The 16,096-nt window shown below is 40.5% G+C and carries 14 protein-coding genes; 11 read left to right on the top strand and 3 right to left on the bottom strand.

Annotation, left to right across the window (positions count from 1 at the left end):
* Window positions 1–4: 4 nt before the first annotated feature.
* From AC0IWT_RS09155 to AC0IWT_RS09105, 11 genes are all read left to right on the top strand, one after another.
* On the top strand, window positions 5–1,462 hold the full coding sequence (locus AC0IWT_RS09155) for a UDP-N-acetylmuramoyl-L-alanyl-D-glutamate--2,6-diaminopimelate ligase (protein ID WP_471796912.1): 1,458 nt from the start codon (window positions 5–7) through the stop codon (window positions 1,460–1,462).
* Window positions 1,462–2,709 carry a phospho-N-acetylmuramoyl-pentapeptide-transferase gene (gene mraY, locus AC0IWT_RS09150; RefSeq protein ID WP_471796911.1) on the top strand — a complete coding sequence of 416 codons (1,248 nt, stop codon included), beginning with the start codon at window positions 1,462–1,464 and terminating at the stop codon, window positions 2,707–2,709. Before AC0IWT_RS09155 ends, mraY begins: the two co-directional genes overlap by 1 nt.
* A gap of 87 nt (window positions 2,710–2,796) precedes the next feature.
* Entirely contained in the window at window positions 2,797–4,185 is a 1,389-nt protein-coding gene (gene murD, locus AC0IWT_RS09145) for a UDP-N-acetylmuramoyl-L-alanine--D-glutamate ligase (protein ID WP_471796910.1), read from the top strand.
* A gap of 14 nt (window positions 4,186–4,199) precedes the next feature.
* Complete coding sequence (locus tag AC0IWT_RS09140; RefSeq protein ID WP_056871446.1) at window positions 4,200–5,393, top strand: FtsW/RodA/SpoVE family cell cycle protein; 1,194 nt, start codon at window positions 4,200–4,202, stop codon at window positions 5,391–5,393.
* A gap of 121 nt (window positions 5,394–5,514) precedes the next feature.
* Window positions 5,515–6,621 carry an undecaprenyldiphospho-muramoylpentapeptide beta-N-acetylglucosaminyltransferase gene (murG, locus tag AC0IWT_RS09135; RefSeq protein ID WP_471796909.1) on the top strand — a complete coding sequence of 369 codons (1,107 nt, stop codon included), beginning with the start codon at window positions 5,515–5,517 and terminating at the stop codon, window positions 6,619–6,621.
* A 229-nt stretch (window positions 6,622–6,850) separates the two neighbouring features.
* Window positions 6,851–8,206, top strand: coding sequence for a UDP-N-acetylmuramate--L-alanine ligase (gene murC, locus AC0IWT_RS09130; RefSeq protein WP_471796908.1), 1,356 nt, complete (start codon window positions 6,851–6,853; stop codon window positions 8,204–8,206).
* Window positions 8,199–9,380, top strand: a complete 1,182-nt coding sequence (locus AC0IWT_RS09125; RefSeq protein ID WP_471796907.1) for a cell division protein FtsQ/DivIB — start codon at window positions 8,199–8,201, stop codon at window positions 9,378–9,380. Before murC ends, AC0IWT_RS09125 begins: the two co-directional genes overlap by 8 nt.
* Window positions 9,381–9,424: 44 nt before the next feature.
* Window positions 9,425–10,783: a cell division protein FtsA gene (ftsA, locus tag AC0IWT_RS09120; protein ID WP_056871442.1), complete on the top strand. Its 1,359-nt coding sequence runs from the start codon at window positions 9,425–9,427 to the stop codon at window positions 10,781–10,783.
* A gap of 129 nt (window positions 10,784–10,912) precedes the next feature.
* The gene (gene ftsZ, locus AC0IWT_RS09115; protein WP_471796906.1) at window positions 10,913–12,532 is read left to right on the top strand and encodes a cell division protein FtsZ; all 1,620 of its coding nucleotides are present in this window, start codon (window positions 10,913–10,915) and stop codon (window positions 12,530–12,532) included.
* Window positions 12,533–12,698: 166 nt separating this feature from the next.
* Window positions 12,699–13,940, top strand: a complete 1,242-nt coding sequence (locus tag AC0IWT_RS09110; protein ID WP_056871441.1) for an aminotransferase class I/II-fold pyridoxal phosphate-dependent enzyme — start codon at window positions 12,699–12,701, stop codon at window positions 13,938–13,940.
* A 256-nt stretch (window positions 13,941–14,196) separates the two neighbouring features.
* Window positions 14,197–14,373 carry a hypothetical protein gene (locus tag AC0IWT_RS09105; protein WP_056871440.1) on the top strand — a complete coding sequence of 59 codons (177 nt, stop codon included), beginning with the start codon at window positions 14,197–14,199 and terminating at the stop codon, window positions 14,371–14,373.
* 54 nt (window positions 14,374–14,427) lie between these two features.
* Here the strand turns inward: AC0IWT_RS09105 and AC0IWT_RS09100 are convergent, their stop codons facing one another.
* The 3 genes from AC0IWT_RS09100 to AC0IWT_RS09090 all read right to left on the bottom strand — a co-directional run bounded on the left by AC0IWT_RS09100 (window position 14,428) and on the right by AC0IWT_RS09090 (window position 16,083).
* Window positions 14,428–14,715 (bottom strand): hypothetical protein, encoded by a 288-nt coding sequence (locus AC0IWT_RS09100; RefSeq protein ID WP_056871439.1) that lies wholly within the window; start codon window positions 14,713–14,715, stop codon window positions 14,428–14,430.
* Window positions 14,712–15,023, bottom strand: coding sequence for a hypothetical protein (locus AC0IWT_RS09095; protein ID WP_471796905.1), 312 nt, complete (start codon window positions 15,021–15,023; stop codon window positions 14,712–14,714). The genes AC0IWT_RS09100 and AC0IWT_RS09095 overlap by 4 nt, the downstream gene beginning before the upstream one ends.
* A 289-nt stretch (window positions 15,024–15,312) precedes the next feature.
* Window positions 15,313–16,083 carry a hypothetical protein gene (locus AC0IWT_RS09090; protein WP_471796904.1) on the bottom strand — a complete coding sequence of 257 codons (771 nt, stop codon included), beginning with the start codon at window positions 16,081–16,083 and terminating at the stop codon, window positions 15,313–15,315.
* Between the last annotated feature and the right edge of the window lie 13 nt (window positions 16,084–16,096).

Below are 16,096 nucleotides of genomic sequence, written 5' to 3'. Positions count from 1 at the left end.
TAAAATGCAATTACAGGATTTACTATACGGTGTAACGATAAAGGAATTGGTTGGCAGAACCGATAGAACGGTTAATGCCCTAAATTTTGATTCCCGTAAAGTAACCAATGATGATGTTTTCTTTGCTATCGTAGGTACAGCTGCAGATGGTCACCTTTTTATAAACCAGACGGTTGAGCAGGGTGCAAAAGTTATCGTTTGCGAGAACCTGCCGGAAATAGACAATTTTGATGTAACCTATGTAAAAGTTGATAATAGCGCTGTTGCCCTGGGCATCATGGCTGGCAATTTTTACGGCAACCCTTCTGCCGATTTAAAATTGATTGGGATAACCGGAACCAATGGGAAAACAACCATTGCAACGATTTTATTTAAGCTGTTTAAAGATTTGGGTTACAAAACAGGCCTAATTTCTACCGTAGAAAATTATATAAACGAGCTTGCTGTGGCTGCCACGCACACTACGCCAAATCCGATAGCATTAAACGGATTGCTTCGCGATATGGTTGATGCGGGTTGCGATTTCTGCTTTATGGAAGTGAGTTCGCACGCGGTTTCGCAGCATAGAATTGAAGGACTTACTTTTTCTGGTGGCGTCTTCTCGAATCTTACACACGATCACTTAGACTTTCATAAAACCTTCGACGCTTATGTGAAAGCAAAAAAAGCGTTTTTTGATGGCTTACCTAAAACGGCATTTGCACTTACCAATATCGATGATAAAAATGGTATGGTGATGCTGCAGAACACTAAAGCGCACAAAAAATCCTATGCTTTGAAACAGCTTGCCGATTTCAAGGCTAAGATAGTGGAAAATCAGTTTAGTGGTTTGCATTTAGATATCGATAACGAAGATGTTTTTTTCAAACTCGTTGGCTCTTTCAATGCTTACAATTTACTTGCAGTGTATGGCACGGCAATTTTACTGGAGCAGGATAAATTAAAGGTGTTAACACTTTTAAGTCGTTTAACGGGAGCGGAGGGTCGCTTTGATTACATTACTTCGCCCGACAAAATTATCGGTATTGTTGATTATGCGCATACTCCTGATGCGGTGCAGAACGTTTTGAGCACCATTGCAAACATCAGGAAGGGAACAGAACAGGTAATCACGGTAATTGGCTGTGGCGGCGACAGGGACAAAAGCAAACGTCCGGTAATGGCACAGGTTGCCTGCGACTGGAGTGATAAAGTAATACTGACTTCTGACAACCCACGTACAGAAAATCCTCAAACCATTATCGAGGAAATGGAAGCTGGTGTGTCGCCGACAAATAAACGTAAAACGATATCCATTTTGGATAGAAAGGAAGCAATAAAAACAGCTTGCCACCTGGCACAAAGCGGAGATATTATTCTCATCGCCGGTAAAGGGCACGAAAAATACCAGGAAATTAATGGTGTGCGTAATCATTTTGATGATAAAGAAATTTTACTTGAACAATTAAACCCTCTCAGCTAATGTTATATTTATTGTTTGAATACCTGCATAAGCATTACGATATTCCCGGATTAAGGCTGTTCCAGTACATTACCTTCCGTGCCTCGGTTTCCATTATTCTTTCTTTAATTATAACAACCGTTTACGGACGTAGGCTTATCGATTACCTGCATAAAAAACAGGTTGGCGAAACCGTTAGAAATTTAGGTCTTGAAGGCCAGATGCAGAAACAGGGAACACCAACAATGGGTGGGATCATCATTTTGCTGGGCATTTTAATCCCGACTTTACTGTTCGCAAACATTACAAACGTTTATGTTATCCTGATGATTGTCACCACCATCTGGATGGGCGCTATTGGTTTTCTGGACGATTATATTAAAGTTTTCAAGAAGAATAAAGAAGGGTTGGCAGGCCGTTTTAAAATTGTTGGGCAGGTTGGACTGGGCTTAATTGTAGGCTGGACCATGTATTACAATCCAAATATTGTAGTTAGGCAAACCGTTCAGGACAATGTTAAAACGACTAACGCCGCACCAATGGTTTTACGCCAGAAGGGTGAAACCTTTTACTATACTCAGGATGTCAAATCAACTAAAACAAACATTCCGTTTTATAAAAACAACGAATTTGATTACGCCAAAGTACTTAAGTTTTTAGGCACAGGCTACGAGAAATACGCCTTCCTTGTGTTTCTGGTTTTTACGGTTTTTATCATTACGGCTGTTTCAAACGGAGCAAACATTACCGATGGAATTGATGGCCTAGCCACCGGCACCTCGGCTGTTATTGGCACAACGCTTGGAATTTTGGCATATGTATCCGGTAACGTTGGCTTCGCCGATTACCTGAACATTATGTACATCCCAAACTCGGGTGAGCTGATGATTTTTGCAGGTGCATTTGTTGGCGCTTGCGTGGGTTTTCTTTGGTACAATTCTTACCCTGCGCAGGTTTTTATGGGCGATACAGGAAGTCTGGCTATCGGCGGAATCATTGCTTCATTCGCCATTATGATCCGCAAGGAACTGTTGATTCCAATCCTTTGTGGCATATTTCTCATTGAATTGGTTTCGGTAATCATGCAGGTTTCTTATTTCAAATACAGCAAAAAGAGATTTGGAGAAGGACGAAGAATTTTACTGATGGCGCCTTTACATCACCATTATCAGAAGAAAGGTTATCACGAAGCAAAAATTGTAACCCGCTTCTGGATTATCGGCATTATGCTGGCGATAATGACCATTGTAACGCTGAAATTAAGGTAGAAAAAAAAACGTTTTTCGCCCATCGTTTCTCGAAACGATTAACGAAAAACAAACAACAAAAATCGAACAACGAACAACAACCAAAAAATGGATACAAATCAGAACATAGCAAGCAAAACTCCGTCAGCAATGGCAGGGCAGCGCCGTGTTGTGATTTTGGGCGCGGGAGAAAGCGGTGTTGGTGCAGCTAAGTTGGCAAAGCAAAAGGGCTTTGACGTTTTCGTATCTGATTTCGGGGTAATAACGGATAAATATAAAGCAGCGCTCGAAAAACTGGTTGTTCCTTTCGAGTCGGAAACACATACGGAAGCTTTGATTTTGAATGCATCAGAGGTTATAAAAAGTCCTGGCATTCCGGCAACTGCACCAATTGTAAAAAAACTGGCAGAGCAGGGCGTACCCGTTATTTCGGAAATTGAGTTTGCCAAAAGATACACCAATGCAAAAACGGTTTGCATCACCGGTTCCAATGGCAAATCAACAACGAGTTTACTTACCTACCACATCCTGAGGAACGCAGGTTTAAATGTAGGGCTAGCAGGCAATATCGGTCATAGTTTTGCTGCTCAGGTTGCAGATGAAACTTTCGACTGGTATGTACTCGAAATATCAAGCTTTATGCTGGATGATATGTATGAATTTAAAGCAGATATATCAGTCCTGCTTAACATCACGCCCGATCATTTAGATAGGTATAATTATAAACTTGAAGATTATGCGGCTTCAAAAATGCGCATTGTCCAAAATCAAACCGAAAGTGATGTTTTCATTTACTGTGCCGATGATCAGGAAACTTTGAAAGCTATGGAGGGAATTAAACTCCAGGCAACAAGATACCCCTTTTCAATTTTAAAAAAAGCTGCACCGGGTGCTTACCTGGAAAGCGAAACTATTCACATCCTTATTGAACCAAATAAAGAATTCACCATGTCTATTTCAGAATTAGCCTTACAAGGCAAGCACAACATTTACAACTCTATGGCATCAGGCATTGTGGCGAAAGTGTTAGAGTTAAGAAATGATACCATTCGCGAGAGTATGGGTAATTTCAAAAATATTGAGCACAGGCTGGAACATGTGGCCAAAATCTCGGGAATTGATTTTATTAACGACAGTAAGGCAACCAATGTTAACTCGACATGGTATGCGCTGGAAAGCATGACGACCGACGTTGTACTGATTATGGGGGGTGTTGATAAGGGAAATGACTACAACATGCTTAAAGATTTGGTTAAAAGTAAAGTGAAAGCAATTGTTTGCCTTGGCAAAGATAACAAACGCATTCATGATGCTTTTGAAGATGATGTAGAGGTTATTGTAAATACTTTTTCGGCAGAGGAAGCCACGCAGATTGCTTTTCACCTGGCAAAACGTGGTGATGCGGTATTGCTTTCGCCGGCATGTGCCAGTTTCGATTTATTTAAGAATTATGAAGACCGCGGCAATCAGTTTAAAGCGGCTGTAAAAGAATTATAGAAGGAGGTTTAACAATGTTTCAGGTTCTGCTAGATAAAACAAAAGGCGACAGATGGATATGGCTAATCATCATCCTGCTTTCGCTTATTTCTGTGATGGCTGTTTACAGCGCCACAGGAACGCTTGCTTACAAACGTGGCGAAGCAGTCGAGAAATTGCTGCTTACCAAGCATTTGATTTTTGTTTTACTGGGGATTGGAATGATTTACATTTCTCACTTGTTGGATTACAGATACTATGCAGGTATCTCCAAAATACTGATGATTATCACAATTCCTTTACTGCTCTACACCTTGATTTTCGGAGCGAACGTAAATGATGCCTCCAGGTGGGTGAAAATTCCAGTTATTGGATTAACATTTCAAACATCCGATTTGGCGAAACTGGCCTTGATTACATTTCTAGCCAGAATGCTTACCAAAAAACAGGAGAACATTAAAGATGTAAAAGAGTCATTTATTCCTATTATGGGCTCTGTTTGCGTGGTATTCGTATTAATCGCATTGGCAAATTTATCTACCGCATTAATGCTCTTTGGCGTTAGTATTTTGCTCTTAATTATTGGCCGTATCAGCATTAAGCAAATTTCGTTGGTTTGTTTGGGCGGGGCTATATTATTAATGTTTGTTGTTTTTTTAGGTCCGAGGCGGGATACCTATGCATCCAGGATAAAGTCATTTCTTCATCCGGAGATGCAGCATTCAGATAAGACTTTCCAGGCAGACCAGGCAAAGATTGCATTGGCCACTGGTGGTGTTTTCGGTAAAGGACCAGGTAATAGTACACAACGCAATTTCCTTCCGCATCCTTATTCGGATTTTATTTTCGCCATTATTATTGAAGAATGGGGAACGTTTGGAGGAATGGTGATTATGTTGCTTTACCTGGTGCTTTTATACCGATGCATTAAAATTGTAACGCGGGCACCCAAGGCGTTTGGTGCCTTACTGGCGGCCGGACTAAGTTTCAGTTTAACCATACAGGCTTTCGCAAACATGGCTGTTGCGGTGGGCCTTGGTCCGGTTACGGGTGTGCCGCTACCATTGGTGAGTATGGGTGGTACATCGATGATTTTTACCAGCGTGGCTTTCGGCATTATTTTAAGCGTAAGCCGCGATGTGGAAGAAAATGTTGCCGGGAAAGCGGTGGCAGATAAATCAAAAGTGAGTAATAAAGTGATTGTTGGAGAAATCCCGGCAATGGGTTAAAAGGTTGCGCATACTTGTGAGCAGGTATGACAAGGCAATCTGGATAATTAAATGAATAGAAATTAAGACTGCTTAGCAACCTTAGTGATGGTAAACAAGCAACTTCAGTAATTAAAGAAAAATGAATAATTCCCCAAAAATTATCATATCAGGAGGTGGCACAGGCGGGCACATATTTCCCGCCGTTGCCATTGCCAATGCGTTGAAACGTATTGTGCCTGGCTGTGAATTATTATTTGTGGGCGCTATTGGCCGCATGGAAATGGAAAAAGTTCCGGCTGCCGGCTATAAAATCGTTGGTTTAAATATTAGTGGTATACAGCGGGGTTCAATTGTAAAAAATCTGGGCTTACCCTTCAAATTACTGGGCAGCGTTAGGGCGGCAATGCAACTGATTAAAGACTTTAAGCCAGATGCAGTTGTTGGAGTTGGCGGCTATGCTTCCGGACCTTTATTGTACGCTGCATCGCTAAAAGGAATTCCGTACCTGATACAGGAGCAGAATTCTTATGCAGGCATTACCAATAAGTGGCTGGGAAAAAAAGCAGCAAAAATTTGTGTTGCTTTTGATGACATGGAACAATTCTTTCCGGAAGCTAAAATTTTGAAAACGGGCAATCCGGTTAGGCAGGACGTGGTAGACATTAAAGGTAAACACTACTCTGGTGCCGAACTTTTAAAGCTCGATCCATTGAAGAAAACAATTCTGGTTACAGGTGGAAGCCTGGGTGCCGGAACATTAAATAAGAGCGTTGAAAAACATTTGCCCGAAATCCTGGCTCAGGATGTTCAGGTGATATGGCAAACAGGCAAGTTTTATTATAAAGGCGTAATTGAGAGACTGGGTTTAGAATATCATCCAAATGTTCGCATTCTGGAATTTTTAAATAAGATGGATTTGGCTTACGCGGCAGCTGATGTAATCATCAGTAGAGCAGGCGCCGGAACCATTGCAGAACTTTGCCTGATAAAAAAGCCGGTAATTCTGGTTCCATCGCCAAATGTAGCAGAAGACCACCAAACCAAAAACGCTTTGGCACTGGTAAAAAACAATTCGGCAGTATTAATAAACGACCGCTCTGCAGAAGATACTTTGGTAGCTGAAGCATTGAGGCTGCTAAACGACAAAGCGTATTGTGCAACGCTTAGCGAAAATATTGGCAGAATGGCCCTGCCGCAGGCAGATGAAATTATTGCACATGAGGTTTTGAAACTGATAAAAGATTAACGACTAAAGAGGGAATTTTAGAGGCTGAACCGAAATAAACGTTACTAAATTGCAAATAAGAGGTCTGTTAATAGCAAGAAGGCAAGCTTAAGAAAATAGAAATAAAAAGAAAGATAATTGAACGGTTGAAAGGTGGCTTTGAGCTTTGTACTTCAACCATCAGCTTAAATTGGTAGAAAGAAAAGCTTAAAGCTTAAAGCTTTAATCTTTCTGCTTTAAACATGAATAAATGGAATTAGGTAAAATAAACAGGGTGTATTTCGTTGGTATCGGTGGTATCGGTATGAGTGCGCTTGCCCGTTATTTTGCCAAACGCGGATTGGCTGTTTGTGGCTATGATAAGACGCGTACCAGGCTTACCGAAACCCTTGAACAGGAAGGCATACTCGTATCCTACCTGGATGAGGCATCTGCTTTGCCTTGCGCTTTTCTAGATAATCACGATGACACGCTCATTGTTTACACCCCCGCAATTCCAAAGGATTCCAAAATATTAAACCACTTTAAAAATAAAGGATTCAGTCTAAAAAAACGCTCAGAGGTTTTAGGGATTATCAGTAAAGGCATGTTCTGCATTGCCGTCGCGGGTACGCATGGTAAAACAACCACCTCATCAATTGTTGCCCACATTTTAAAAGATACGGGCTACGATTGCACTGCATTTTTAGGCGGGATTACGAGTAATTACAATACAAATGTGCTGTTTGGCGCAAACGATGTTGTTGTTGTGGAAGCAGATGAATACGACAGATCGTTTTTAACACTCCATCCGGATGTTGCGGTGATTACCTCAATGGATGCAGATCACCTTGATATTTATGGTGATAAGAGTCAGCTTGAAGAGTCATTTCACCTTTTTGCAAATCAACTCAAACCTGCTGGCCACATATATGCACATGAGGGATTACCCATTGCAAATGCCACAACTTATGCAGCCAATAGCACTGCCGACGCAAGAGCGGAAAATATTCGGGTAGAAGGCGCAAAGTTTGTTTTCGATTACCACGATGCGAACCATACCATTCGCGATTTAAAGTTGATGCTGCCTGGGAAACACAACGTAGAAAATGCAACAGTTGCCATCGCCATTGCTTTACAATTATCCATCGATGCAGAGAAAATTAAACAGGCGGTGGAAAATTTTAAAGGCGTAAAGCGCCGTTTTGAATACATTGTAAACAAAGACACCCAAATATATATAGACGATTATGCCCATCATCCCGAGGAATTAAAAGCCTGTTTTGATGCGGTGCGGCAGTTATATCCTGAAAAAAAATTAACAGTTATTTTTCAGCCGCATTTATTTAGCAGAACCAAAGATTTTGCAGATGAGTTTGCCAGCGTTTTAAGCACCGCAGATGAACTGCTCTTGCTTGATATTTATCCTGCGAGGGAATTGCCTATTGACGGAATAGATGCTCAGTTTTTACTTGATAAAATAACATTGACCGATAAAAGGGTGTGCGGAAAAGAATTTGTTATTCAGCATGTTAAGAAAACCACACCTGAGCTAATTTTAACGGTTGGTGCCGGTGATATAGATACATTAATTGAACCCTTAAAAAACACAATAAACAATGCTTAAGCGATTAAACTGGAGCGCAATTTTTACTGGCTTTGCCTGGCTGATAAGCCTGGCGGGCGTGGTGGTGCTTTTAAGTTTCATCAACGTTAAAAAGCAAAGTGTAAAATGCACCGAGGTGAAGATATTGATTCCCGGGGCCGACAATTTTATTGAGCGGGAGGAAGTCGACCAGATTTTGCGTGAAGATCAGGGTGTTTTAGTCGGCAGAAAATTAGAGCAGATTAACATCCACCAGATTGAGCAAAAGCTAAGGGCGAACCCTTATATCGGCTTCGCGAAGGTGTATGCAGATATGGATGGCGTGCTTAGAATTGAAATTAAACAGCGACAACCAATTTTAAGGGTGCTGAATATCACCGGTCAGGATTTTTATATTGACAATGATGGTTTAAAAATGCCGATTTCGCCAAACTTTACTGCCAATGTACTTGTTGCAACTGGTAATATCCAGGAAGTATTTGGATCTCGTGTTGATACATTGAGAACACAGATGGCCCGGGATTTATATAAAACCGCACAGTACATTAAAAAAGATACGCTGTGGGATAACCATATCGAACAGATAATTGTAGATGGGAAAAATGATATCGAATTGATACCCAGGGTAGGCAATCAACGGATTATTTTGGGAAGCGCAGATTCTCTGGATAAGAAGATGAAGAACCTATTGGTTTTTTACAAGAAAGCAATGCCACAGGTTGGGTGGGAAACCTATCGAACCATCAATATTAAATACACGAATCAAATTGTTTGCGAGAAAAGAGATTCATCTTTAATTGCTAAAAAAGACAGGGTTTTATCGAGTGCTGACAGCATAAGTGTTACCAGAAGGGTTTCTGATTCTTTAATTCGGAATTCGATTGCCGATGCGATAAAGAGCGAAACTGTAGTCGACGACCGTGAGCCCGGGCAGCGTGATGCGCAGCCGGTTATTGCCGCGAAACCCAAAACAGAAGTTAAAACGGAAAAGCCTAAAGCTAAGCCGGCAATCACTGAGGTAAAAAAGGAGAAGGCAAAAACGGTAGAGAAAAAGCCTGAGCCCGCCAAAGAAAAACCTAAAGTGGCCGAGAAAAAGCCTGAGGCGAAAAAAACCTTGACATTTGCGGAAAAAATGGCAAAGGAAAAAGCTGCAAAGACCGATTCGAAAAAAACAGCAGCAAAGAAAACTAAATAAGTCCCTAGAAAAACAAAATATATAACTCAACAAAATTAACGAATATGGACAAGGCAAAATTTACTAGTCAGTCTCCAATTGTAGTCGGCCTGGATATTGGTACTACAAAAATCTGTGTTATTGTAGGCCGCAGAACACAACATGGTAAAATTGAAGTTTTAGGAATTGGGAAAGCCGAATCTGCAGGGGTTACCCGCGGTGTGGTATCCAACATCCAAAAAACTGTACAGGGCATTGCGCAGGCGGTTGAAATTGCCAGCGGACAATCAAATGTAGAGATACAGGTGGTTAATGTCGGCATTGCGGGTCAGCACATTAAAAGCTTGCAGCACCGCGGTATTTTAACCAGAAGGGAATTAAACAACGAAATCGGCAAAAAAGACATTGATAAATTGATTGATGACATGTTTAAACTTGTTATGCCTCCGGGTGAAGAAATTATTCATGTTTTGCCGCAGGAATTTACGATTGATAACGAACCGGGTATAAAAGACCCGATCGGCATGGCTGGGGTTCGTTTGGAAGCAAACTTTCACATCATTTCGGGGCAGGTTACGGCCGTTAAAAATATAATCAAATGCGTAAATAATGCAGGCTTGCAAACTCAGGATTTAATTCTTGAGCCTTTGGCTTCTTCTGAATCGGTGTTGAGCGATGAAGAAAAAGAAGCTGGTATTGCATTGGTTGATATTGGTGGTGGTACAACTGATATCGCTATTTTCCATGAGGGAATCATTCGTCATACCGCCGTAATTCCTTTCGGTGGAAACAGTGTTACTGAAGACATTAGAGAAGGTTGCTCGGTAATGCGCAACCAGGCCGAATTGCTGAAAACACGTTTTGGCTCGGCACTGGCAGAAGAAAATAAAGAAAACGAAATTATCTGTGTACCTGGATTGCGTGGCAGAGAACCAAAGGAGATTTCGGTTAAAAACCTTGCTTATGTTATCCAGGCCCGTATGGAAGAAATTATTGAGCATGTTTATTACGAAATCAAGGCTTCAGGCTACGAGAAAAAATTAATCGGTGGTATTGTAATAACCGGTGGCGGTGCATTACTTAAGCATTTAAGCCAGGCTGTTGAATACGTTACGGGTTTAGATTGCAGAATCGGTTATCCTAACGAGCATTTATCGAAATACGAAGATATGCCGAAAACCATTTACGATGATTTGAAAAGCCCAATGTATGCAACAAGCGTTGGTTTATTAATTAAAGGAATTCAAAAGGCAGAAGAGCTGATAGAGGAAATGAAACAGCCGGGCGTTTTTGTTGAAAAACCTAAAACAGCAAAAGAAAAAGAAAAGCGTGGTCCTGGTTTATTTGATAAGTTACTTGCCAAAACAAGAACTTTTATCCAGGATGACATGGACGTTAGCGACGAAGATTACCTGAAAGGATAGTTTTTTTCAACAAAAGATGAGTTTTCCACATTATGAACAGTTGTGGAAAACGTGTGTGGAAAAAGTGTTAATATTACGTTTGGTAATGAACAGAATTTAAGAATTTTTAAACAACTGATTCATAAGATTATGCAGTTCGAAATGTTAAAAGATAAGTCGTCAATCATCAAGGTAATTGGTGTTGGTGGCGGTGGCGGCAACGCAGTAAACCATATGTACCTATCGGGTATTACTGGTGTGGATTTTATTATTTGTAATACAGATGCCCAGGCTTTGGAATCTAGTCCGATACCTAACAAGGTGCAATTGGGTGCTAGTTTAACCGAGGGGATGGGTGCTGGTTCTATACCTGAAGTTGGAAAAAATTCGGCGATAGAAAATATAGATGATATTAAGGCAATGCTTGGCAGCACAACCAAAATGTTGTTTATTACAGCAGGAATGGGCGGTGGTACCGGCACAGGCGCTAGTCCGATTATTGCTAAAGCAGCCAAAGAACTGGATATTTTGACTGTGGCAATCATAACTACACCATTTTCATTTGAAGGCAAGCGACGCAGGTTGCAGGCCGACGAGGGTATGGAAGAGTTGAAAAAATATGTAGATTCTTACCTGGTTATATCAAACGATAGGTTGCGTGAAATTTTCGGTAACCTAACTTTGGGCTCAGCATTCGGGCAGGCAGACGATATTTTAACAACTGCTGCAAAGGGCATCGCAGAAATTATAACTGTTCCTGGATACATCAACGTGGATTTTAAAGATGTGCGTACGGTAATGAAAGACAGTGGCGTAGCCATTATGGGTAGTTTTGCTGCCGATGGTGAGGAACGTGCTTTACAAGCTGTGGAAGGCGCTTTGGCTTCACCACTTTTAAAAGATAATGAAATTGAAGGTGCCCGTTATATCTTATTAAACATCAGCTCGGGTTTGCGTGAGGTAACGATGGATGAGGTTTCAATCATTACCGATTACATTCAGGAGAAAGCAGGCTTATCTGCTGATTTAATCTGGGGTAACTGTACCGACGAAACTTTAGACGATAAACTGTCTGTAACTATCATCGCAACCGGTTTCCAAACTTCAGAAGAACGCGTAAACGAAGAAAAAAATAAAAAGAAAATATCTCTGCTAACACCAGAAGAGGCGCCATTGGTTCGTCCGGTAGAGCCTGTTAACTCATTTATTCAGCCGAAAGCAGCGCCATCTTACGAGCCGGTGCTTAAAGCTAAAGAAGAAGCACCTCAGGCCGATTTATTTGGTGGAATGTTCAGCAAAGCCGAAACACCAAAATATCAGGAACCTGAAAACGATGTTGTTCGCCATACTTTAATTGAAGAAGAGCCGCAAGCGGAAACAACAGAACCAACTGGCTTCGAATTTGAAATTAAGCTTGCAGAAACGGAATTCGTTTTCGAGACACCGGTTGCAGAAATTCCTTCAATTCCAGAACCAGAGCTTCCGGTAGTGGGTTTAGACGATAATCAAAATGATGAATCGGTTGAAGAACAGTTAAAAAAATCAAGAGAACGTATTATGCGTTTGAAAGATTTAAGCATGAAACTGCGTACCACTAATGGTTTGCAGGAGTTAGAAAATGAGCCGGCTTATAAGCGTAAGCAAATGCAATTGCAGCAGGTTCAGCATTCATCTGAATCGCAGGTTAGCCGTTTTACATTGAGTAATGATCAGGATGGCGGAACTGAGATTAGACCAAATAACTCGTTTTTGCACGACAATGTTGACTAGTATAAACCAAACATAAATTTAAAGCCTCGATATTTCGGGGCTTTTTTGGCATAAAATTAGATTGTTAAATTCAGTTAATTGACAAGCAACAGATTAAGCCTGTTGATTTTAAGCCTAATAAACCGTAAATTCGCAACAATTTCAGTACAATAAAAAACATATTACATTGGATATATTTGATAAAATAGCAAAGCACATGGGTCCGCTTGGTCAGCACCAGAAATGGTCTCATGGGTATTTCTCATTTCCAAAATTAGAGGGAGAAATTGCACCACACATGCAATTCAAAGGAAAAGAGCACTTGGTTTGGAGTTTAAATAACTATTTAGGTTTAGCCAATCATCCTGAGGTTCGAAAAGCTGATGCAGATGCGGCGGCCGAATTCGGTATGGCATACCCAATGGGGGCAAGGATGATGAGCGGCAACTCAAAATATCATGAGCAGCTAGAGCAGGAATTAGCGACATTTGTTGGCAAACCAGATGCTTTCCTGTTAAATTACGGTTACCAGGGCATGGTATCTATTATCGATACCCTGGTAGATAGAAATGATGTAATCGTTTATGATGCAGAATCGCATGCCTGTATTATTGATGGACTGCGTTTGCACATGGGCAAAAGGTTTGTTTATCAGCATAATGATATCGATAGTGCCAGAAAACAACTGGAACGTGCTACAAAACTTACAAATGAATCTGGCGGTGGTATCTTATTAATTACTGAAGGCGTTTTCGGAATGAGTGGCGCTCAGGGTAAACTAAAAGAAATCGTTGAATTAAAAAAAGATTTTAATTTCCGCATCCTTGTAGATGATGCACATGGTTTTGGTACCATGGGCGAAACCGGTGCCGGAACACATGAGGCGCAGGATTGCATAGAAGGAATTGATGTTTACTTTGGAACCTTCGCAAAATCAATGGCCGGAATCGGGGCTTTTGTTGCTTCTACAGAAGAGATTACAAACTTTCTTCGCTATAACATGCGTTCGCAAACATTTGCCAAAGCATTGCCAATGCCAATGGTAAAGGGATTGCTAAAACGTTTAGAGCTGTTAAAAAGCAAACCGGAATTAAAAGATAAACTTTGGGAAATCGCAATGACTTTACAGAAAGGTCTTCGTGAGCGTGGTTTCGATTTGGGCGTAACCAATTCTGTTGTAACACCGGTTTTCTTAAAAGGTGAACTATCAGATGCAACGGCAATTACTTTCGATTTACGCGAGAATTACAGCATTTTTTGCTCTATTGTGGTTTATCCGGTTATTCCGAAGGGAATGATTGAATTACGCCTGATTCCAACTGCGGTACATACCCTTGAAGACGTGCAACGGACTTTAGATGCATTTAGCGAAGTTGCTGAGAAGCTGGAAAACGGCTATTACAAAGAAAACCAATTTGCTACGGCATAATATTCATAATAATTCAAAGCCCTCTAAACTTAATTTAGGGGGCTTTTTTTATAAGTTTGTTTGTAATTACCTGTCTGTAAATAAGTTATCTCTATTTTTAACGTGATATATGTTTATAAACTCGCTGGATGTGGAAAAAAACCACTTTAAACGGCACTTTTTAACCCTTTAAAAGTTTTTTTTGTTAGTTAAACGCTTTAAATTAGAGTTACATTAAAAAAACTAAAAACCTAAAAATTTACAGGAGCCATTAAAAATGAAAAAGTTCGAAGAAGTTAAAAGTTTAGTTGCAGCTTTGGAAGCTGACGCAGACAAATTTTACAACAAAGGAAACAGCGCAGCTGGTACACGCATACGTAAGGGCATGCAGGATTTAAAAAATTTAGCGCAGGCGATTCGTTTAGAAGTTCAGGATACGAAAAATAAAGCCTAAGTGACTCAAAATATTTATTAAAAAAGCCTTCAGTTTGAAGGCTTTTTTATTTTTTTATATAAATTTATAATCGTCTCCCCGGTCTGATTTGATGAACCTTACCAGTTTTCCCTGCTGAAAATAAAAGAAAGAATATGGTTCTGGCCGCGGTATCCAGGTGTTTAGAGTGGTTCGATAGATTTTTATGCCATCATTAGTAGACGATACCAGTTCTGCTTTTTTATTTGCTTCCTTGAAGCTTGTTTCTGTCATTCCGATTTCAAACTTTGGCTCGTAAAAAGAAACAGTTCTGCAGCTCATCGCCGAGATTGCCAACAGGCAAATGAATAGTAGCTTTTTCATTTGTTTGCCTCCTCAATTTTTACGGTGTTAGTATTAAAAAAATGAGTTTTTTGTTCGAAGCAGGATAGTTTTCCTTTGTAAAAATGGTAAACATTATCTGCCCAATACAGGGTGTTGTTGGCAACATTTGTTTTGTAAGTAGCAGAATCGCCCGACAAATAGATACGCTCTGCCCGTTGTTCTTTTGGCTTAAATTCATCCTCTCCCATACCCATGGTTGGGTCTGCCTGGTTAACTTGCCTTTTGCCAAGCCAAGCACAGCCACTGGCTACTATAGCCGGTGGTGCAATAAAAAATAATTGTTTCATTTGTGTGTTTTTGCGTAATGAAGACTATTCAATAATGATGCCCGCGTTACGCTTACAGGCTCTTATATGCCCCGATGCGAGGTCAATATGAAATTGCTTTCCAACGAACTGAATGCCAGTAGATTTATTTTTGTAATTTTTCTCTTACAGATTTTTAAGCGCCGTTTTACAACCTGCCAAGGGCAAAATATTTCCTGTTTACCACACACACGGCCTTGCGGATTTCTTCTGTTTCTGCTGCCCCTGATTTTGCTGTTTTCTCAAATAAAAACTGAATAGGTACAATCAATTAATAGCCTTTTCCCAGTAATGCGTGGTAAAAAAGAAAGCTGACCAAAATAAAATAAATAACCCCAAAAATAATGACAGGTGCCGGACGCCTTAATTTTCCAAGCCAAACAAATGCAGGTAGAATCTGTAAAGCATGGAGGCCAAAAAAGTGTGCAATTCGCAAATCTCCGTAGGTTGTATTCCAGTTAAAAAACAGCAATCCTGGCCCACCATCTGGTGCGCCCACCGTGTGCGCCATGCGTTGTCCTATAAATCCGCCTTGTAATGCGAAAACAGATGAAATAACGATGCTAAATCGGATTGCCCAGAGCATTGCTACTTCAATTTTGATGTGTTGGTTTTTAAAAAAGCTGATGCCAACATATAGTGCAAAAAAAGTTTGGGCTGTTATAACAATTCCCATCAATGCGTAAACCACGATATTGTATGTTCCAGACTGATTAAAATGAGAAAGCTGCCCCCTGGCAGCCTGACTGGAAATTGCGAGCATTTCAAATGCCATCGCAAAAATTGTAAACCAAATAAAATATTTTTTAGTTTTTGTATTCGATAAATAAGGAAGGATTTTGGCCCAGCTGATGCAGTAAATGCCGATTGAAACCGCAAACTTTAACGGTTTTATCCACAGGTTTATTCCCAGCACCTGGCGATGCTCGAACGGTAAAAGGATTAGAAATAAAAGCGCCAGGGCAAATTGGCTAAATCCAAAATATAAAAGCGGCCACGCTTGCTTGTCTTGGCTTTTAAAAAGGTATAGAAGTGTTCTCATTTAAGTGCTAAAG

This window comes from Pedobacter sp. AC464 (assembly GCF_979253075.1).
This window is presented reverse-complemented; position numbering and strand designations above follow the sequence as displayed.